Origin of the sequence: Altericista sp. CCNU0014 (assembly GCF_044923475.1) — a bacterium.
GTDB lineage: Bacteria > Cyanobacteriota > Cyanobacteriia > Thermosynechococcales > Thermosynechococcaceae > JAAURS01.
In genome coordinates this window covers 121,950-140,364 of the sequence record NZ_CP137338.1, presented here as the reverse complement: position 1 = coordinate 140,364, position 18,415 = coordinate 121,950, and the positions used below count along the sequence as shown (strand labels likewise).

19 protein-coding genes and 1 tRNA gene are annotated in these 18,415 nt (G+C 54.0%); 10 read left to right on the top strand and 10 right to left on the bottom strand.

What is annotated here, in order from left to right; all coding sequences use genetic code 11:
* Positions 1–115: 115 nt before the first annotated feature.
* On the top strand, positions 116–1,660 hold the full coding sequence (locus tag R6H26_RS00775) for a phytoene desaturase family protein (RefSeq protein WP_404787479.1): 1,545 nt from the start codon (positions 116–118) through the stop codon (positions 1,658–1,660).
* A 44-nt stretch (positions 1,661–1,704) separates the two neighbouring features.
* On the opposite strand, the gene R6H26_RS00770 is transcribed toward R6H26_RS00775, so the two are convergent.
* Positions 1,705–2,163: a type II toxin-antitoxin system YhaV family toxin gene (locus R6H26_RS00770; RefSeq protein WP_404787477.1), complete on the bottom strand. Its 459-nt coding sequence runs from the start codon at positions 2,161–2,163 to the stop codon at positions 1,705–1,707.
* A gap of 2 nt (positions 2,164–2,165) precedes the next feature.
* A complete protein-coding gene (locus R6H26_RS00765) occupies positions 2,166–2,513 on the bottom strand; it encodes a type II toxin-antitoxin system PrlF family antitoxin (RefSeq protein WP_404787475.1) in 348 nt (115 codons plus the stop codon).
* Between the two features lie 5 nt (positions 2,514–2,518).
* Between R6H26_RS00765 and R6H26_RS00760 the strand changes: the two genes are divergently transcribed.
* Positions 2,519–2,683: a hypothetical protein gene (locus R6H26_RS00760; RefSeq protein WP_404787474.1), complete on the top strand. Its 165-nt coding sequence runs from the start codon at positions 2,519–2,521 to the stop codon at positions 2,681–2,683.
* A 186-nt stretch (positions 2,684–2,869) separates the two neighbouring features.
* Here R6H26_RS00760 and R6H26_RS00755 read toward each other — a convergent pair whose 3' ends face one another.
* Positions 2,870–4,240 (bottom strand): (Fe-S)-binding protein, encoded by a 1,371-nt coding sequence (locus tag R6H26_RS00755; protein ID WP_404787472.1) that lies wholly within the window; start codon positions 4,238–4,240, stop codon positions 2,870–2,872.
* Positions 4,240–5,583, bottom strand: coding sequence for an FAD-binding oxidoreductase (locus R6H26_RS00750; RefSeq protein ID WP_404787470.1), 1,344 nt, complete (start codon positions 5,581–5,583; stop codon positions 4,240–4,242). Before R6H26_RS00750 ends, R6H26_RS00755 begins: the two co-directional genes overlap by 1 nt.
* 147 nt (positions 5,584–5,730) lie before the next feature.
* Here R6H26_RS00750 and R6H26_RS00745 point away from each other — a divergent pair, with 147 nt between their 5' ends.
* A complete protein-coding gene (locus R6H26_RS00745) occupies positions 5,731–6,078 on the top strand; it encodes a phage holin family protein (RefSeq protein ID WP_404787468.1) in 348 nt (115 codons plus the stop codon).
* Positions 6,079–6,446: 368 nt separating this feature from the next.
* Here R6H26_RS00745 and R6H26_RS00740 read toward each other — a convergent pair whose 3' ends face one another.
* The 4 genes from R6H26_RS00740 to cutA form a co-directional block, all read right to left on the bottom strand.
* Positions 6,447–7,937 (bottom strand): DUF697 domain-containing protein, encoded by a 1,491-nt coding sequence (locus R6H26_RS00740; RefSeq protein ID WP_404787466.1) that lies wholly within the window; start codon positions 7,935–7,937, stop codon positions 6,447–6,449.
* A gap of 122 nt (positions 7,938–8,059) precedes the next feature.
* Positions 8,060–8,136: transfer RNA gene (locus R6H26_RS00735), tRNA-Met, on the bottom strand.
* 54 nt (positions 8,137–8,190) lie between these two features.
* Positions 8,191–8,520 carry a DUF565 domain-containing protein gene (locus R6H26_RS00730; protein WP_404787464.1) on the bottom strand — a complete coding sequence of 110 codons (330 nt, stop codon included), beginning with the start codon at positions 8,518–8,520 and terminating at the stop codon, positions 8,191–8,193.
* Positions 8,521–8,534: 14 nt separating this feature from the next.
* Positions 8,535–8,873, bottom strand: coding sequence for a divalent-cation tolerance protein CutA (cutA, locus tag R6H26_RS00725; RefSeq protein WP_404787462.1), 339 nt, complete (start codon positions 8,871–8,873; stop codon positions 8,535–8,537).
* 270 nt (positions 8,874–9,143) lie between these two features.
* Here cutA and R6H26_RS00720 point away from each other — a divergent pair, with 270 nt between their 5' ends.
* The 5 genes from R6H26_RS00720 (at position 9,144) to R6H26_RS00700 (ending at position 12,555) form a co-directional block, all read left to right on the top strand.
* Positions 9,144–10,319 carry a TRC40/GET3/ArsA family transport-energizing ATPase gene (locus R6H26_RS00720; protein WP_404787460.1) on the top strand — a complete coding sequence of 392 codons (1,176 nt, stop codon included), beginning with the start codon at positions 9,144–9,146 and terminating at the stop codon, positions 10,317–10,319.
* A gap of 191 nt (positions 10,320–10,510) precedes the next feature.
* The gene (locus R6H26_RS00715) at positions 10,511–11,083 is read left to right on the top strand and encodes a DUF2808 domain-containing protein (RefSeq protein WP_404787458.1); all 573 of its coding nucleotides are present in this window, start codon (positions 10,511–10,513) and stop codon (positions 11,081–11,083) included.
* Between the two features lie 86 nt (positions 11,084–11,169).
* Positions 11,170–11,895 (top strand): 5'/3'-nucleotidase SurE, encoded by a 726-nt coding sequence (gene surE, locus R6H26_RS00710; protein ID WP_404787456.1) that lies wholly within the window; start codon positions 11,170–11,172, stop codon positions 11,893–11,895.
* An 84-nt stretch (positions 11,896–11,979) separates the two neighbouring features.
* Entirely contained in the window at positions 11,980–12,309 is a 330-nt protein-coding gene (locus R6H26_RS00705) for a tetratricopeptide repeat protein (protein WP_404787455.1), read from the top strand.
* A gap of 39 nt (positions 12,310–12,348) precedes the next feature.
* Positions 12,349–12,555 (top strand): DUF6887 family protein, encoded by a 207-nt coding sequence (locus tag R6H26_RS00700; protein ID WP_404787453.1) that lies wholly within the window; start codon positions 12,349–12,351, stop codon positions 12,553–12,555.
* Positions 12,556–12,587: 32 nt separating this feature from the next.
* Here the strand turns inward: R6H26_RS00700 and R6H26_RS00695 are convergent, their stop codons facing one another.
* Complete coding sequence (locus tag R6H26_RS00695; protein WP_404787451.1) at positions 12,588–13,772, bottom strand: alpha/beta hydrolase fold domain-containing protein; 1,185 nt, start codon at positions 13,770–13,772, stop codon at positions 12,588–12,590.
* 90 nt (positions 13,773–13,862) lie between these two features.
* On the bottom strand, positions 13,863–15,800 hold the full coding sequence (locus tag R6H26_RS00690) for a tetratricopeptide repeat protein (RefSeq protein WP_404787449.1): 1,938 nt from the start codon (positions 15,798–15,800) through the stop codon (positions 13,863–13,865).
* 202 nt (positions 15,801–16,002) lie between these two features.
* On the opposite strand from R6H26_RS00690, the gene glgA reads away from it, so the two are divergent.
* On the top strand, positions 16,003–17,484 hold the full coding sequence (glgA, locus tag R6H26_RS00685; protein ID WP_404787447.1) for a glycogen synthase GlgA: 1,482 nt from the start codon (positions 16,003–16,005) through the stop codon (positions 17,482–17,484).
* Between the two features lie 264 nt (positions 17,485–17,748).
* Positions 17,749–18,390: a DUF3386 domain-containing protein gene (locus R6H26_RS00680; protein ID WP_404787445.1), complete on the top strand. Its 642-nt coding sequence runs from the start codon at positions 17,749–17,751 to the stop codon at positions 18,388–18,390.
* Positions 18,391–18,415 lie beyond the last annotated feature (25 nt).

Genomic DNA, 18,415 nt, shown 5'->3' with positions numbered 1-18,415 from the left:
ACGCGCCGTAAAACGCTGAAGTTAAAGTATTTTTAGGAATATCAGTCCTACCGCAGGAAAATTGTATTGCATACTACTAAAACGTCGATTATCGGATGAAGGATGCTGGATTGCCGTGAAGCATAACGACGTGGATGTTGTTGTCATTGGAAGCGGGATAGGCGGGCTGAGCTGCGCGGCTTTGCTTGCCCGCTATGGATTTGAGGTGATGGTGTGTGAAAGTCACTCGATTCCTGGGGGTGCAGCCCATGCTTTTGAGCGCGACGGATTTACGTTCGATTCTGGGCCATCGCTGTACTCGGGGTTGTCCTATAGCCCTTCGCCCAATCCTTTGCGGCATGTGCTGGATGCCATTGGAGAGGATCTGCCCTGGGTAACTTACAATGCCTGGGGCTGCCTGTTGCCAGAGGGTAACTTTTCCGCCCAGGTGGGTGCCGAACCCTTCTATGACGTGTTGGCAAAGCTGCGGGGACCGCAAGCGGTGGCAGAGTGGCGATCGCTCCAAGCCATCATGGAGCCATTGGGGAAAGCGGCGATCGCCGTCCCTCCCGCAGCCCTCCGGTCTGACCTCGGAGCGGTGCTGACGATGGCCTCCTTCGGTCCCGCCTTACTCCAGCAGGCGGCGAGTCTTGCTAAATTGACCGGCCCGTTCAGCGCCATTATGGACGGGGTGGTGAGCGATCCGTTTATCCGCAACTGGCTGGATCTCCTGTGCTTTATGCTGTCGGGACTTCCGGCCAAAGGCACCATTACCGCAGAAATCGCCTTCATGTTTGCCGACTGGTACCGCCCCGGCGTGGTGTTGGACTACCCCATTGGCGGCAGCGGCGCTTTGGTCGACGCATTGGTGCGCGGGTTGCAGCGGCGCGGAGGACGGCTTCAGCTCAACGCCCACGTAGAACAGATTTTAGTGGAAGGCGATCGCGCCGTAGGGGTGCGGCTCCGCAATGGCCGAGAAATTCGAGCGCGGCGAGCGGTGGTTTCTAACGCGGTCATTTGGGATACGCTCAAGCTCCTCCCAGAGGGGGTAATGCCCAAATTCCATGCGGTCAAGAGCCAAGAAACACCCGAGTGCGAGAGCTTCATGCACCTGCATTTAGGTATTGATGGAGCGAACTTACCGCCAGATTTAGAGTGCCACTACATCGCGGTGAACGATTGGGAAGCGGGCGTGACTGCTCCGCAAAATGTAATTGCTATTTCCATTCCCTCGCTGCTCGATCCGGCGTTAGCGCCCCCCGGCAAACACGTCATCCACGTTTACACCCCAGCTACGGAACCCTATCGCTTGTGGCAAGGTTTAGACCGCCGCAGCGAAGCCTACGCCAACCAAAAAGAAGCCCGCGCAGCGGTGATGTGGAAGGCGCTGGAGCGGATCGTTCCAGATATTCGCGCGCGATGCGAGGTGACGCTAGTGGGCACACCGCTGACCCACGCACGGTTTTTACGCCGTCACAACGGGACCTACGGGCCTGCTGTCTGGGCGGGGCAGGGAATTCTCCCAGGACCAAAGACGCCGCTAAAGAGTCTGCTCTGTTGCGGAGATTCTAGTTTTCCCGGAATTGGCCTTCCGGCAGTGGCAGCCAGCGGGACGATCGCGGCCAATGCGATCGCCCCCCTCGGCAAACATCGCGCGCTTCTGAAGGATCTCGGATTCTAAAGCGCGTTCCAACCCATTGCTATCCAGAATCGAACCGATTGAAACTATTCAAGGTCTTCGGAAGTTTCGAGCAGTGTTTTCCAGTCATCTGGAGGATCGCCTGCAAAAAGCAATTTACGAAACACTGCGTACGGGTCAGTTTTTGAACCCGCTTTGCGTAGCGTGTTCCGATCGCTCACCCAGGTATAGATAATTATTTTTTCATCGCTACTATAACGAAAGAATAAGCGAAATCGCCCTAAAAATTTAGCTCTGCGCCAGTGACGATACGAATTCCCTAACGAATTCCCCAACGCATATTCTTTTGCGCCTGGATTAGCCGGAATCTCGCTTTCAACCAATTCTAAAATTCGCTTCAGTAACTTAGTCTTAGGGTGATGTTGAAAGGTATCTGGCTGTTCTTCTTTGAGCCGTTGAACTTCCTTGATTAGGAAATCAAGCGAAACCTGAAAAGCTGAATAGTAAAACAGCTTCCATCCATTACGTTCCGCGTAAAAAGGCATTTTCAGAAACCGATCTCATCCGGCAAGACTTCTTCATCGGAAACTTCAACCCCTTGCGTGAGAACAGACACATTCTGTAATAACTCATCCGACAGTGGAATGATGCGATCGGGGGACTTCAACATGTCCTGTTCTATAAAGCTCAAGAAAGCCGTCACGACAGGATCCTCGTCCTCATCAACAGACGCAACATTGTCGAGCAAGGAAATTAGTATCTGTCCAGGTGCAATCACAGAAGCCTGTACCTTCGCTTTCTGCTGAAATTCAGGGTGTTGCTTAAATAGATCTTTATCAAGTCTAATTGCCTCAGAACGCCCTGTCGTCGTTATGCTTCCGTTGTATTTAGGCATTGTATTTGAATCGTGCAATTAACACGTATCATCGCACGTATCTGGTCGATCGGCAACCTCGCAGTCAAGTGCGATCGCCCAATCCAAAGTATCGGCGATGCCCCCAGTACAGGCAAAACCTCAGCATTCTGCCGCCGCCATTTCCAATGCAGGAAAACGGCTCCCACTAGCCGCTATGCCACAGATCTGAATAGGCTTGAACGATTGCTGGCTGGAGCGATGGCAAGCAAGGGGTTTGATTAAATGCATTAGCCAGCTATATGACTTCACCTCACTACAGCTTTTTTTAAGTAGCTTATGAATTGCCGCAAATGTTCCTTTACGGCAATGATGCTGTTTGTTCCTCACTTAGGGCTCTAATTTTTAGCGATCGCGTTGCTTCCTAGTGGGAGCGATTCTCCTCGGATAGAGTAGTCCAAGAGCTGCATCGGGTGAAATACAGGTGTGGTTTTCTCCTGAAGCCTGAGGTGTTTGCGCAACTGCACCGTACAGCCCACATTGGCCGACACGATCGCTTGGGCCTTGGTGTTCGTCAGATTTTGCACCTTTTGAATGCCCAACTCATCGCCCACTTCCGGCTGCAAGATATTGTAGATTCCCGCGCTGCCGCAGCACAGCGCCGCATCGACTGGCTCGCGCAGTTTCACATTGGGGATTTTTTTGAGCAGGCGACGGGGCTGCTGCTGAATTTTTTGGCCGTGGAGCATGTGGCAGGCGTCTTGATAGACCAAACTCAAAGGCGTCGAACCCTGAAGGGGAGAAAGCTGCGCCGTCAAACCCACGTCGTCGAGAAATTCCTGAACGTCGCGCACTTTGGCGGCAAAGGCTAGGGCGCGATCGCCGTATTCCAGATCGTCTTGGAGCAGGACGCCATACTCCTTGAGGGTATGCCCGCACCCGGATGCATTGACCAAAACCGCATCCAGATTTTGAATATCGAATCGATCGATCAGTTGGCGCGCCATCGTTTTAGCCTGCTCTTCTTGGCCTTGGTGATGGGGTAGCGCCGCGCAGCAGCCTTGATCGGGCGGAACGACAACCTCGCAGCCGTTGGCCGTCAGCACCCGTACCGTTGCATCATTGACCTCCGGCAGAAAAATTCGCTGGACGCACCCTAAAAGCATCCCGACGCGATAGCGCTGGGTTCCCTGGGCTGGAATGACGGCAGGTAAATTATCTTGAAAGCTGGCTTCCGAAAGCGGAGGCAGCACCGACTCCATCGCAGCAATATGTTTCGGCAAGATCTTCTTGAAGAGCGGATTGCGCCGCACCCAGTCTTCTAATCCCAGGCGTTGGTATGCCAGCAGAGGCCGCAGCAGCAACCGCAGGCGCTGGGGGTAAGGAAAGATCGAAAAAATGAGCTGCCGGAGCGCCCGTTCGGGCAAGCTGCGGGGATAATTGCGCTCGATTTGAGGGCGCATTGCTGAAATTAGCTTGTCGTACTCGACCCCCGAAGGACAGGTGGTCACGCAGGCCAAACAGCCCAGGCAGGAGTCGAAGTGCTGCACCGTCGCCTTTGTCAAGGCGGTTTTGCCCGTGCTGATGTCGTGCATCATGTAAATGCGGCCCCGAGGCGAGTCGGTTTCTTTGCCGATGACGCGGTAGCTGGGGCAAGTCGATAGGCAAAACCCGCAGTGGACGCAGGTATCCATCAGCTTGACATCGGGGGGATGCTCGAAGTCGAAGGGTTGTCCTTGAGGTGCAGTATTGAGTTCCGGTGCAGCCATTAGAGTCCACCCACAAAACGACCGGGATTGAGACCCCCTTGGGGATCGAAGCGCTCTTTTAGTTTACGCATGGTAGCCAAGGCATTGCCAGAATAGCCCCAAACTTCCATGGTTTGCTTGAGGGTAAGGGGAGCTTCCAAAATCGTTAAATAACCGTCTGCCTGTTCTAGAAAAGATCGGATGTCTCCCAGCAATGCGCGACAGCGCTCCTCAGCGCCCGTCAAACGCAACTGTCCCACGCCGCTTCTCGCGTGAATTCGCCCTTGGAGCGCCACTGACTGCCGAGCCGCTTTTTCCTGAATTTCAGCCAGGCTCGATACGGCTGAGGCTGGCAAAACCCCGACTTGGCACAGTACGGTTTCGGGCTCGAGGGATTCCCGCAGGGATGCAGCAGCAGTCGACCACCAATCGGCATCCCTGGGGTCCGCGATCGCTTCTGCTTTGAAGCCTAGGGAACGCGCTGTCTCGCAGACGCGCTCCGTCTGGGCCGAGACGCTTTCCGCCAAGCTTTGAAATCGCAGCGCTAGGATAACATCGCCCGCAGCCGGCACTAATCCAGTCCAAATATCGAAGGCTGTGGGAGTGAGCGTAGACTGCATGAGGTCTCGTGCGAGGTTGGCGATAGCTGCGCACCCAGAGCCCGCCTCCATCTCCCCTCGCACCAGTACCGTCCCAGAGCGTTCCGGCAGGGGATAGGTGCGCAGCGTCAGCTCTGTCACAATGCCTAAAGTTCCAAAAGACCCCGCAAAAAGCTTCATGAGGTCGTAACCCGCCACATTCTTGACCACGCGCCCTCCCGCTTTGGCTACTTGACCGTCAGCACGCGCGAAGGTTAGACCCAAACATAAATCGCGCACGCCGCCGTAGCGATGGCGCAGCGATCCGGCATCGCGGGTTGCGAGAATGCCGCCCAAGGTTGCCCGATCGGGATAGACCGGATCGAGGGGAAGCCATTGGTCGTGCTTTGCTAAGATAGCCTGAAGTTGGCCGAAGGTCATTCCCGCCTGAGCCGTAACGGTCATATCGCCAACGGCATGGTCTACTAGAAGACTCAAGCGACGGGTGCAGATCGCCAGATCGATCCGTTTGGCAGGCATGCCCCAACCCAGCTTGGTCCCTTGGCCTGCAATCAGAAGCCGCCATCGGCCTCGATAGGCCAGAGCCACGACTTCGGTCAATTCCGCAACCGTCTCTGGCGAAACCACGAGTAGCGGGTTGGCGTCATCCATACAGGCCGCCTTTGAATATCCCTGCCACGACTCCGACTGTCGATCGCAGGAGACGATTCGCTCCGGGGGCAAAACGGTTGCTAGTTTTTGGGCGATCGCGTCGGCACTAGACAAAGCCACTGAGGTCCTTACGTAGCGGTTTTCCGTGATACATTTAGCTCGTTCGATCCAGCCGATTTCCTTAACCCTATTACAGATCGGGGTTGTACGGGGCTAGTCCCAGCCATAATTTTTTCTAAGCGTGCGTTGAGAGAAGTTTCTATGCCCCACTTTCTACTCGTTTGGTTGATTACTGCCGTTTCGCTTTTGGTTGCGGCTTACCTCATTCCAGGGTTTACCCTGACGAGTCTTGAGGCGGCTGCGATCGCCGCTGTTGTTTTGGGATTGGTCAATGCGATCGTGCGACCGATCCTATTTTGGCTGACCCTTCCGGTCACGATCTTGACCCTAGGGCTATTTTCTTTCGTCCTCAATGCTTTGACGATTTGGATCGCCAGCGGTATTACGCCTGGCTTTAGGATTGATGGGTTTATTCCCGCCTTGCTCGGATCTTTGGTGCTTTCGATCGTTTCTGGCTTGCTAAATGTGGTGTTCGACCGCTCGGCATAGCCCGCTTCAAACAATACGGGCGTTCGGTTCGGATGGCGGCGGGCAGAAGCTCAGAAAATATATCAAATTTTTAAGTTCGGGAACAATTTTGAAAAGCAGATCGGAATTTTGGCAAAAGATCAGTAATTCTACGGTTATCTCTTGACGAGAGAAAAATGATGATGCTTTATATCGAAATCAATGCGCTGAAAAAGCCATTGATTTCACTTTCGGAGACTTAATGCGACTTTGGGTCGCAATTGACTACTGTACGGGGGATAGGTTCGATCTCTGTCAGATGGCTCCCTTGTCTAGGGTGTTATCTGACAGAGGTCGTTTTAAAGCGCCGATCGGCGCTCGGTCGAGTCTTTTGTCGGTCCAGCAGCGCTTTAGGTGGAGGCGATCGCCGTGTCTTTTCCCTCCGCGGTCAATCGACGGAGCGTTTGCTGTACCAGTTCCTTGACCACTTCAATTTGCCGATGCTGTCCGAACACGCGCTGTACGATCTGCCCCAGAACAGCGCGATCGAACTGCCAACTAGCTTCAGCAGACCGATACACCTCAAATAGCTCGATCGAACTGAGCCCAGCCATGCGGGTAAAATACGCAGCACCCGCTCCCTGAATCGTCCCGCCCGCGACAAACGTCACCGCATTTCCTTTTAATGCAGAGCTTAAAAGCTGACTAGACGCTTCTACCAATCCCATTTGGATCAGTGTTTTAGCCAAAATGCCCGCGATTTCGGTAGCGCGATCCAGAGAAAGTTGAATTTGATAGACCTTCGCCAAATCTTGAATCATCTTGCCCGTAATGGCTGCTGCTGCCACCATATCCAAAGATGGCAGTGGGTTTGCAAAGGCCACCCCTGCCGCAATCCACTGGTAGCGCTCGATTTGGGGCAAGGCGCGATCGCGTCGAATTTGGTTCAACGCGTGATGGATCGTTGCTTGCAATGCGATCGCCTGATGGTACGCGCGCTGCAAAACGAGCTGTTTGATGTCTCGTGCTGCCACGGTCTGCATGCGTTGCAGTAAGGGCTGAATTTGAGGCAGAGGGGTTTCCCACGTCTCTTGATAGGCTCCATCTTCTTGGTAGCGTCGGACCGCGATCGGCTGGGGACAAGTGGCGATCGCCATGACATCCTCTGCGGCCACTATCCCCTGCACCCGCTGCTTGAGCTGCTCTAGCAGCAGCTCGACCTGCGCGGGTAAATATCGATCCTGCTTGTTCAGGAGCAACAGTACGCGCTTGCCTTCGGTTTGCAACTGCTGTAGCGCCCCCCACTCCACCTGGGTCAGGTCGCCTTGCACCACAAACAACACCACATCTACCCGATGGCGAAATTCCCCGCCCGCAGAGGATGGCAACGCTTCCGCTGCCAGCTCTTGCGATCCGGAAAAGCACCACTGTTGCGCCAGCAGTTCGGAGGCTTGTACTAAAAGTTGGTACAGGGCCGTTTTGCCAACAGCGCGGGTTCCGACGATCTGAAATTCTAACGTTTGACGGCTCAGACTTTGCTCGATCTCGAGCAGTTGGGCGGGATAGTCGTCCTGTCGGTTTTCCCTTTCCGGGCATTCCGCAGCCAATTGTTCGAGTTGGGTTCTAGCGCGGGCGATCGCCTGTTTTACGCCCTCGACGGTCGGCGATCGTTCTAGCTGCTGCCTTGCCGAATCCGACACGCGCCGAAGACGGCGGAAGCTCCACAGTCCAATCCCTGCCGCCCCCGCCCAGCCGAGCAGTTCCAAGGGTGCGGGCAGGTGGGTCATTCCGTACCCAGCCAAGAGCAATCCCGCTCCGCCCCACATCAGGAGTTGTTTTGACGGAGGCAAACCGAACCGCTGCTGCATCAAATTTTGAAGTGGAGACGCTTGGGCAGACATAGCTAAGCAAACCGCGTAGGACTGGGGACATTGTGCCTGAAAGCGAGGCGTTCTGGCTAGAGTTGTAATACCCGTTCATCAAAAAAGCCGTACCCTTTCATTTTAGGTACGGCTTTTATTATTGGTGGCGGGGCATGGATTTGAACCATGGACCTTCGGGTTATGAGCCCGACGAGCTACCAGGCTGCTCTACCCCGCGTCGCGCTTTACTAGCATAGCGCATTAATTCCAAAACGACATCTCTTTTTCGAAATTAGCTGCCCAGCATAAAAGCAATCAGGAATAATCCATAGATGACGCCGAGCTTGAGGGCATTGAGGGCTTCCCCCCACCACGACTGCTGGAAGGGCTTTCGGCTATAAAACAGCCAACTGATCAGCTCCGTCACGATAACTACAATTGCCGCAACGGTGACGTCTAATTCGGATTTTGCTCCCGCTGTGGCAGAGATCGCGATCCCTAAAAAAATGCCAAACAGTAGCGCGATCGTTAAGGTCGCCCACCGCCGCCAAGGATTTTGAAGTTGGTTGCGGACTTGCTGTCCTAGGGCGCTTAAGATTCCGTTCAGCCGCGTGTTCTGCATGGGAGTTCGCTCGCTCAGGCCTCAACGTTGGCACTCATCCAGTTCAAATACATTGCCGACCCCGCCTGGATGGGAATCGCTAGAATTTCGGGAACTTCATAGCTGTGCAGCTCGAGCACGCGGCTTTGGAGTGCCTCAAACCGATGCTGGGTTGTTTTAATTGCCAGCTGCCATTCCGGTTCGGCATGAATGCGATCTTGCCAGCGGTAGATCGATTTTATCGGCGTTAAGCTGATGCAGGCGGCTAGCTTTTCTCGGACGAGGGCCTGGGCGATCGCCGTCGCCTCTGCCTCAGAGGATGCGGTCACAAAAACCACGCAGTAGTGCTGTGCTGCCGATGTATCGGACATCATGCCACCGTATCTACCCGAACTTTAAAACCGCGTGCCTTCAAGTTCCCCTATCGTATCTGCGTTAGACTTTTTGTGGCAGAGCGAATAGCGAATAAGGGACGCGCAATCTTGCTGTCCCCTATCATATAGCGGTTCTCGATCGAACGGCATACAGCATCCCGTAGGAGCGCAAGGCTTTGCGCCCTTGGGCATGTAATGGATTCAATCCAAAGTTGCCTTGCCGCCCCAACCTGTCCCTTGCATCCAACCTGCCCCTATTAGAGATCCAGAATGCGCGTAATTTTAATGACTGGCAAAGGCGGCGTCGGGAAAACCTCCGTCGCAGCTGCCACGGGTTTGCGATGTGCCGAACTCGGATATAAAACCCTGGTGCTGAGTACGGACCCGGCCCACTCCCTCGCCGATAGCTTTGACCTTCCCCTCGGTCACGAAGCCGTTCAGGTCAAGCCCAACCTGTGGGGAGCGGAACTGGATGCCCTGATGGAATTGGAAAGCAATTGGGGAGCCGTTAAGCGCTATATCACGCAAGTATTACAGGCCAGAGGGCTGGAGGGCATTCAAGCGGAAGAACTTGCCATCTTACCCGGCATGGACGAAATCTTTGGCCTCGTTCGCATGAAGCGTCACTACGACGAAGGTCAATACGACGTTTTAATCATCGACTCAGCTCCTACAGGAACTGCTCTTAGGCTTTTGAGCCTGCCCGAAGTGGGCGGTTGGTACATGCGCCGCTTTTATAAGCCCTTCCAGAAAATGTCAGTGGCGCTGCGTCCCTTAGTGGAGCCATTGTTTAGACCGATCGCCGGATTTTCGCTCCCCGACAAAGAGGTCATGGATGCCCCCTACGAGTTTTACGAGCAGATCGAGGCTTTAGAGAAAGTCCTGACTGACAACACGCAAACCTCCGTGCGTTTGGTGATGAACCCAGAAAAAATGGTCATCAAAGAATCTCTGCGCGCCCACGCTTACTTGAGCTTGTACAACGTTTCTACGGACATGGTGGTCGCCAACCGCATCATTCCCGACCACGTTACCGACCCTTTCTTCATGGGATGGAAAGAGAATCAGGCTACCTATCGCACAGAAATCCAAGAAAATTTCCATCCGTTGCCAATTAAAGAAGTGCCGCTGTTCCAGGAAGAAATGTGCGGTTTGGTGGCGCTAGAACGCCTCAAGGATATTTTGTACGAGGGCGAAGATCCCGCCCAGGTTTACTATCAAGAAAATACCCTGCGCGTGGTGCAGCACGATAAAGAATACAGCCTTGAGATTTACCTGCCTGGAATTCCCAAAGACCAAGTGGAGTTGAGCAAATCCGCCGATGAATTAAATATCAGGATTGGCAACCACCGCCGAAACTTGGTTCTACCGCAAGCCCTCGCTGCGATGCAGCCTGCTGGGGCCAAAATGGAAGAGGATTATCTTAAAATTAGATTTTCTGCTTGATGCAAAAACGCGGCACATTTTAGACCGCTGCTGCGTCAATTCTATTGAGCTAAACCTCGCTCCAGATCCGCGTTGCTGAGATCCGTAGGCATCCTTTATAACTGGCACAGTTCCAGCCCGCAAAGGCAAGAAAGGCTGTTACGCTCAGCAGCGAGATACACTATCTCCATAGAACTTCAAAAGTCATGCTTATGTCTTTCCAAAAGCCTTCCGTTCGCCGTTTGAGTTCCTCGCTATGCGTTGCGGGCCTGTTGCTCGCGAGCGTTCCCGTCGTCACGTTCGCTCAAACTAATCCAGGGCTGACCTTTTCCTGGGGCGGAAGCGGGCCGAGCGGGAAACAGCAGCTTGGCTACGTGTTGGAATACGGCACCCCAGGACACAATCAGGATCGCTATCGGCTCAAGATGGGTCGCCAAAAGCTCGCGATCGACAGCATTTCCATTACCTATCCCGCTTACTTTGATGGCGACTTCAACGAGAAAGCCATTACGCTTCAAGAAGCGCCTAAGAATAAATTTCTTGGATTTGGCCGAGTCCCTAAAATTCCGGTCAGTTCGGTCAAGGTGGATAAGGACAATCGCATCATCGAGATCGTCCCGGAAGCGCCCATTCCTGCTGGGAAGTCTTTTGAAATCGTGCTTTCAGACGTGCAAAACCCCCGTTCTGGCGGCATGTATTATTTTAACGCCAGCATTACCTCTCCTGGCGATTTGCCGTTGAAGCGCTATATTGGCACCTGGGTTCTCTCTATCTCTAGAAGCTGATTTAGAGGGTTTAGTTGATTTTTGGGCGGCGGCGGTTTGAGTAACGCGCGATTTTTTTGCTGGGTTTGTTTCGGTTTTTCAATCTGATGACCTGGCTACTGACGAATGACGATGGGGTGATTGCACCGGGGTTATCGGCTTTGGCGCGATCGCTCTCTCCCGAACAATCGGTTTTAATTGCGGCCCCTCAGGTGCCGCATTCGGGGTGCGGCCATCAGGTGACAACGACGACCCCCCTTCAAATCGAACTGAGGCAAGATTTAGCCTTTGAGAATTCTCAAGGGCAAGCCTTGAATCACGTTGCTGTATTTGGCATTGGTGGAACGCCGGCGGATTGCGTCCGGGTCGCTCGGTTCCATCTCAAGTCGGCTTTGAGCTGGGTGCTGTCTGGGGTGAATGCGGGGTCCAATTTAGGGGCAGACTGCTATATTTCTGGGACTGTGGCAGCCGTGAGAGAGGCAGCATTGCACGGTATTCCTGGCATTGCGCTTTCGCAGTATCGGCAAGGCGATCGCCCCATTGACTGGAGTCTGGCAAGCCTCTACACCCGTCGAGTCATAGAAGCATTGCTCCCATTGCCGCTTAAGGAAGGTTGCTTTTGGAATGTCAATTTCCCGCACCTTGGAGCGGCAGATCCAGAGCCTGAGATCGTTTTTTGCGAACCGTCCCAACGTCCGCTACCCGTCTCCTTTAGGGCTGAGGGCAATTTGCTGTACTACGAAGGCAACTACAGCCAGCGCGATCGCGAACCCGGTAGCGATGTTGAGGTTTGTCTGGGCGGCCACATCGCCGTCACTCAACTCAGGCTGTAATGTCCGGTAATGGTTAGACCTATGTTTTGCCGATCTATAGTTAAAACGAAGCACTAAGGGTCTCGGCGATCGCAGGCTATCGTAATGTCAAGTTTAGATGACGGAAAATTGGCTTTTGATAATGGTCAGTACGATATTGCTCTTTCTGAATTACTGCCCTTCGCCGAACGGGGAAATGCAGAAGCCCAATGCATGGTAGGAAATATTTACCATCTTGGTCTAGGTATACCTTCTAACTTGACTGAAGCAGTTAAATGGTATGCGGCTTCTGCCGATCGAGGCTATGCTGTTGCCTCTAATAATTTAGCTACAATTTTTCAAACGGGAGGAGAAAATTTTCCTGTCGATGCAGTTGAATCGCAGAAGTGGAGAAATAAATCAATCGAACAAGGATTTATCCACAGTTCACTATGAAGGACTTGCAACCGAGCCTAACGGAGAATGGAGGTTTGTATGAGTGCCAAACCAGACTTCGCTACCATGAACAAGTTCGAACTTCGAGCCTATGTCCTAGAGCATCGGGATGAAGAAGAAGCCCTACACGCGTATCTCGACAGACTCCACACCGAGAATCCAAACTCACGAGTGTATCAACCTGAAGAAAATGTGGCCGAAGCAATTGCAGAGTATATGAAGCGTGGGGCATCCACAGAAGCTTAAATTTTTCCAACTCTGCGCACCACGGCTTCAACCTATCGGAGCGCCCAAGCTAAAAACCGTTCCGTATGGTAGAGCGCTAACTGGTTGCTAAGGCCATTAAAAACCGTATCGAAGGCGTGATCGGCCCAAGGTATCTCTAGAAAAGCAGCCTGGGTGCCCGCCGCTCGAAGCCGCTGCTCTAACGCGCGACCGTACTTCGCTTGGACCACGCGATCGCGTCCGCCATAAATCAGCAGAGAAGGAGGCAGCGGACGATCGCCGCGAGGCGCGATGTAGGTGATGGGAGAAGCCTGTCGGTACAGCTCGGGACGCTCGTCGGGAGAACCGCCTAAGAGAGATTGGAGAACCCCGCGAGTATCCAGGGGATCGGGGCAGGGGACGTCTCTGTATCCCGCCGCTAGATCGACTGGGCCATAGTAGTCAACCAACGCCCGGATCGGCGCGTTAGGTGCGTAAGCGGCCAGCATAGCAAGATGCGCGCCAGCAGATCGACCCATTAAAGCAAGACGCTGGGGATCGGTTTCGTATTGGGTGGCGTGTTTGCGAATAAAGTTTAAGGCAGACTGTACGTCTTCAATCTGAGCTGGGAACTGATAGCGTGGTGCGAGCCGATAGGCGATCGCCCAAACCACATAGCCCTGACTCGCCATATAGCGGCTAAATTCTGCATTTTGAGCGGGACCGCCCCCCCGCCACGCGCCGCCGTGAATCACGATAATTCCCGGATAGCGTCCTACCTGCGGCGGTCGGTATACATCTAGTTGGAGGGATACGCCATCGGGTTGGGCAAAGGAAATATGAGGCGTGAAGCGGATGGCAGTCTTGAGTGCAATGCCGCGCAGGGCATCTGCTGCGTCAAAAGGACCGAGCCGCATGCGAGTCAGGACGGATTGGGGCAGTGCGGCTAGATAATGGGAGCCAAAGGCTCGATTCATGGCCGCATCTGCCCGTTGCGCGACGGTAGAAAACTGACTCAAGGGCCACAGGCTGAGCAACAGCCCTACCGTGCTGAGGCTCAACGCAGCTTGACGGAGTCGATCGCGTCTGACTCCTTTGAGGGTCAGTAGAAACAAGATTGCATTGACGCCGAGCAGCCACGGACTGACCTCCGGCGCGCCGACGCTGAGGGTCAGCAGCGGCAGTGTCGGTGCCGGCAGGAAGATCCACAAACTCAAGAAAAAACCAGCGGCACTCAGAACGAGAATCGGGGCTTTCAACGCGATCGAACTAAATTTCACCACGCATTTATTTTTTTGAACCGAGAAATTTCAGAAGACATGGCGAAGTGTCGCAGCGCGATGTGACTGCTACAGACTCCGCGAAAACTGCTGAATTATTTTAAGTGTTTCTTGGTAACGACCCATGTTTTGTTCCGATAAAAATAGCCGTAGCGCGTCCCCTAGGTCGGCCAATCCATCTGTGAGGTTGCCGCTGACGCAGCGAGAGCGTCCGCGCTGGAAGAGACGATCGCTCTCTGACAGGGGCAATGCTTCTGAAAGCGGCGGGGATACCTGGGCCGATTGAGATTGCTCTAGGGTTTGCAACTGCGTCGCTTCCGTCGGCATCAGCGTCTCGCCGCAGTGAATGCAAAAGCGATTGCCGGGACGATTGCCCGCATGGTTGCAATAACGGCTGGGGTTAAGGTTGGCAGAGGATGCTTTCGCTTGAGCCTTCTTGCCAAAGGTGGAACCCACCTTGCCAGAACTCGGCCCGTCCCCAGAAGGCATGGGCTTGCAGAGAATGGCCCGATTCAAATCTTGCGTGGCCCCGGCGGTATCGCCCAGCGCGGAGCGATGGAGTCCCCGGCGATAGTAGGCATCGGGATGGTCGGGATTGAGGCGAATGGCTTCGGAATAGTCGGCGATCGCCCCCTGGAGGTCGCCAATGAGCGCTCGACTTTGAGCGCGCTTGAAGTAGGTCCCTGCGGTTGGATTGGTTTCGAGGGTGCGGGTGTAGTCGGCGATCGCCTCTTCGATGGGCATCCCCGACGTTGCGCTTGAGGCCGCTGAAGGTTTGGGCTTTTTTAGCTCCGTCTTGAGGGTTTGGATCGTTTCGCTCAACGCGCCGCTAAAATCCTTGAGCTGACCCAAGGAATGAACCCGCGCCCAATGGATGGCCTGGTTGAGATCGGCAAGGGCTGCCTCGTCTTCCCCAATGGCGCTGTAGTTTTGACCCCGACGGTAGTAAGCCTGCGTGTTGTGGGGATCTTGATCGATGATTTGGGTATAGTCGGCGATCGCCCCATCCAGATCGCCATTCATGGCGCGTTTGGTCGCGCGCTCGAAATAGCCCGCGATGCTATCGGGTTCTAGCTTTACTGTGCCTTGGCTGATTTCTTGCAGCTTGGCTAAGGGCGGAGAAGATGGCTCCACCAACTCAGCAGAGATCACGACGGGATGGTCGATGGTGCTAGGTACTGGGGATACTGGGGGCGGTGACGCAAAAACTTGATTGAGTCCTTGAAGGTTGGCGGCAGCCTCTTTCAAGATCCCTATACTGTACATGCGCTGGTAGTAGGCCGCTTGGTGAGACGGGTTGTGCAGTAGCGCCTGATTGAAATCTAGATTGGCCTTCTCCAGATCCCCCAACTCCGCGTAGCAGCAGCCCCGCCCGCAATAAGCATCCGCATGGCGGGGGTTGTGCGCGAGCGCGGTCGTAAAGTCCTCAATGGCCGTTCGCATCTCCCCAATTTTGGATAAAAAGCGGCCTCTCTGATAGTAAGCATTCGCATCCTTGGGCACCCGCGTGATGGCTTGCGCGTAATCGGCTAGGGTGCCTGCGGCGTCTCCCACCTCGGCATAGGCTTCTGCCCGCTTGTAGTAGGCTTTGATCGAGTAAGGATTGAGCGCGATGGTGCGGCTGAAATCATCGATAGCGCTAGCCGGATCTTTGAGCTGCAAGTGGCTGTTCCCGCGCTGATAGAACGCCTCGTCATAATCGGGTAACAGTTCGAGGGCGCGGTTGAAATCTTCGATCGCCGCTTCGAAATTGCCCAACGTGTTGTGTAAAAAGCCGCGATTGTAGTAGGCCGTAGCGCGCGTCGGGCTGAGTTGAATGGCCTCCTTCAAATCCGCAAACGCACCTTCTACGTCTCCCCCCGTAGCGCGTTTGTTAGCTCGGTGGATTAAGGCGTTCGGATCTTGGAGATTGTCGCCATAGCGCTTTACCAACGCGCCGCCCTTAGGCTCCGGCGAGGGCTGCGGTTCTGAAAACCACTCTTTAAGCTTGGTTTGAAGCCAGTTCAAGATGGACTATCCTGATTTTTCTTGAGAACGCCAGTAGAAGATCGAAGCGGAATAAACACTATAGTAATCGCTTCATCATCCTTAATGACAGGGGTTGCTATGATTTGCAGATACTCTTTTTTACATTCCGCCAGTGCAGCTTTTCGTTTAAACTACTGTTCAAAAACTTGTTGAATTCGCGCTGCCTTATCGAGAACCCTTTATGTACATTATCCAAATTGCCTCAGAATGCGCTCCGGTCATCAAAGCAGGAGGGCTAGGGGATGTAGTCTACGGACTCAGTCGCGAGCTAGAACTACAGGGGCATACGGTTGAGTTGATTTTGCCGAAATACGACTGCATGCGCTACGACCACATTTGGGGCTTGCACGATGCCTACCTCAACCTGTGGGTACCCTGGTATGACGGAAGGGTTCACTGCTCGGTCTACTGCGGTTGGGTCCACGGACGCATGTGCTTTTTTATCGAACCCCACTCCCAGGATAATTTCTTCAATCGCGGCTATTACTACGGCGACTACACCGATGCCATCCGCTTTGCCTTCTTTAGCAAGGCGGCTTTGGAATTTTTACTGCAAAGCAACAAACGCCCTGACGTCATCCACTGCCACGACTGGCAAACGGGACTCGTTCCCGTCATGCTCTACGAGATGTACCAGTGGCACGGGATGCAACACCAACGGGTGTGCTACACCATCCATAACTTCAAGCATCAAGGCGCTTGCAGTGCTGACATTCTCAAAGCGACGGGACTCAACCGCCCGGACTACTACTTCGCTCCCGATCGCCTTCAGGATAACCATCACCCCGGTGCCCTCAACCTGATGAAGGGCGGTATTGTCTACTCCAATAGCGTCAATACCGTCTCGCCCCACCACGCATGGGAAGCCCGTTTTTCGGACGTCGGTTGCGGCCTTCAGCCGACCCTCGAAGTTCATCAAAATAAATTTAGAGGTATCCTCAACGGCATTGCCGAGGACGTCTGGAATCCAGAGACAGATCGCTATATTCCCTACTCCTACGCCGCCGATCGCTTTGTCGACAAAAAGCTGAATCAGAAAGCCCTGCGATCGCGACTGATGCTGGCAGAGTCCGAGCGACCCATCGTCTGTTTTATCGGTCGCTTAGACGACCAAAAGGGCGTCCATCTGGTGCATCACGCCCTGTACTACGCCCTAGAGTGCGGCGCGCAGTTCGTGCTGTTGGGGTCAGCTACGGATGATGGCATTTACAGTTGGTTTTCCCATGAAAAGGCATTCTTGAACGAAAATCCCAACTGTCACCTAGAACTGGGCTTCAACGAAGAGTTGGCCCATCTGATTTATGCCGGATCGGACTTGATCGTCGTCCCCAGTAACTACGAGCCCTGCGGGCTCACCCAGATGATCGGGTTGCGCTACGGTACCGTGCCCGTCGTGCGCGGCGTGGGCGGACTGCTCAATACGGTGTTTGACTGGGACTACGATCGAGAACATTCCCTCGAAACGCGCAATGGATTCGTCTTTTTTCAGCAAGATGCCGTCGCTTTAGAGTCGGCCTTGGGTCGCGCGCTAGACCTGTGGAATCACAGCCCGGAACTCTTTCAGCAGCTGGCCCTCCAAGGCATGGCCTGCGATAATTCCTGGACACATCCCGCTCAGCAATATCTTGAAATATACGAGGTCATCCGGCATAAATGGGTCTAGAACGGACTCGGTCGCGCTCATCCTCAAAAAATCGCGAACTTTCTGCTCGTTGCTAGCCTCGTGCTTCCAAAAAAATTGCCAGAGGCTCGGGAGCTAGCTTATGGGCAGTAAAAATCATTATGGTAGAAGGGCAACTCCAATCTTTAGGGGGTTTCGATTGGCCGGACGAGGACAGTCCGTCGGCGGATCCGCCCTACAGTCAGTTCGCTATCGTCGAAGCAGCCTGTGTCGATTCCATCCATTGCACTCATCTAGGAGCAGTTCATGACCGCCGTAAAACTTTCCGCTCGAGATTTATTCCGCGCTGCCTATGAAAATCGCTACACCTGGGACGCTCGATTTCCGGGCTACACCGCCGATGTTACCTATACCCGAGACGGTAAAGCGTTCTCCGGTCGGGCGCGCGTCAGTGGCGACATGAAGGCCGAAGTACTCGATGTCTCTGATGAAGAGGCGCAAAAGGCAATTCACGGACAGCTTTGGGAAATTTCGATCCATCGCGTCCGCCGCAGTTTTGAAGAGACCCACAGCAAGAATACGTTTACCTACGGCGAAACCGATAGCACTGGAGCGGTCGAGCTGCTGATGGGCGGCAAGTCCGAGGGCGATCGCTATAAAGTCCGCGACAATGAGGTTTGCTTGGTGCATCGCCACATTCACGGTGTTGTAGTGACCATCAATACCTTTAGCTCCCACGATACGGGTGAGGGCTACCTCTCTCACCGCTATGATTCCGTGTACCACGATCCGAAAACAGGAGAACAAAAGGGCGGTAAGAGCCTGTTTGAGGATACTTACGAAAAAGTGGGTTCTTATTGGATTCTCAGCCGTCGCGTCATTGAAACGGAAACGGAGGACGGCACTGTAACGGAGGATTTTGCGTTTTCCAATATTCAGCTGCTTTAAGTCTCTTTGAGGGCGTTACAGTTGT

What these genes read in the sequence shown, in the direction of transcription:
- R6H26_RS00770 (WP_404787477.1), bottom strand. Translation starts at nt 2,163, where the DNA reads ATGCCTTTTTACGCGGAACGTAATGGATGGAAGCTGTTTTACTATTCA.
- R6H26_RS00765 (WP_404787475.1), bottom strand. Translation starts at nt 2,513, where the DNA reads ATGCCTAAATACAACGGAAGCATAACGACGACAGGGCGTTCTGAGGCA.
- R6H26_RS00755 (WP_404787472.1), bottom strand. Translation starts at nt 4,240, where the DNA reads ATGGCTGCACCGGAACTCAATACTGCACCTCAAGGACAACCCTTCGAC.
- R6H26_RS00745 (WP_404787468.1), top strand. Translation starts at nt 5,731, where the DNA reads ATGCCCCACTTTCTACTCGTTTGGTTGATTACTGCCGTTTCGCTTTTG.
- R6H26_RS00740 (WP_404787466.1), bottom strand. Translation starts at nt 7,937, where the DNA reads ATGTCTGCCCAAGCGTCTCCACTTCAAAATTTGATGCAGCAGCGGTTC.
- R6H26_RS00730 (WP_404787464.1), bottom strand. Translation starts at nt 8,520, where the DNA reads ATGCAGAACACGCGGCTGAACGGAATCTTAAGCGCCCTAGGACAGCAA.
- cutA (WP_404787462.1), bottom strand. Translation starts at nt 8,873, where the DNA reads ATGATGTCCGATACATCGGCAGCACAGCACTACTGCGTGGTTTTTGTG.
- R6H26_RS00720 (WP_404787460.1), top strand. Translation starts at nt 9,144, where the DNA reads ATGCGCGTAATTTTAATGACTGGCAAAGGCGGCGTCGGGAAAACCTCC.
- R6H26_RS00715 (WP_404787458.1), top strand. Translation starts at nt 10,511, where the DNA reads ATGTCTTTCCAAAAGCCTTCCGTTCGCCGTTTGAGTTCCTCGCTATGC.
- surE (WP_404787456.1), top strand. Translation starts at nt 11,170, where the DNA reads ATGACCTGGCTACTGACGAATGACGATGGGGTGATTGCACCGGGGTTA.
- R6H26_RS00705 (WP_404787455.1), top strand. Translation starts at nt 11,980, where the DNA reads ATGTCAAGTTTAGATGACGGAAAATTGGCTTTTGATAATGGTCAGTAC.
- R6H26_RS00700 (WP_404787453.1), top strand. Translation starts at nt 12,349, where the DNA reads ATGAGTGCCAAACCAGACTTCGCTACCATGAACAAGTTCGAACTTCGA.
- glgA (WP_404787447.1), top strand. Translation starts at nt 16,003, where the DNA reads ATGTACATTATCCAAATTGCCTCAGAATGCGCTCCGGTCATCAAAGCA.
- R6H26_RS00680 (WP_404787445.1), top strand. Translation starts at nt 17,749, where the DNA reads ATGACCGCCGTAAAACTTTCCGCTCGAGATTTATTCCGCGCTGCCTAT.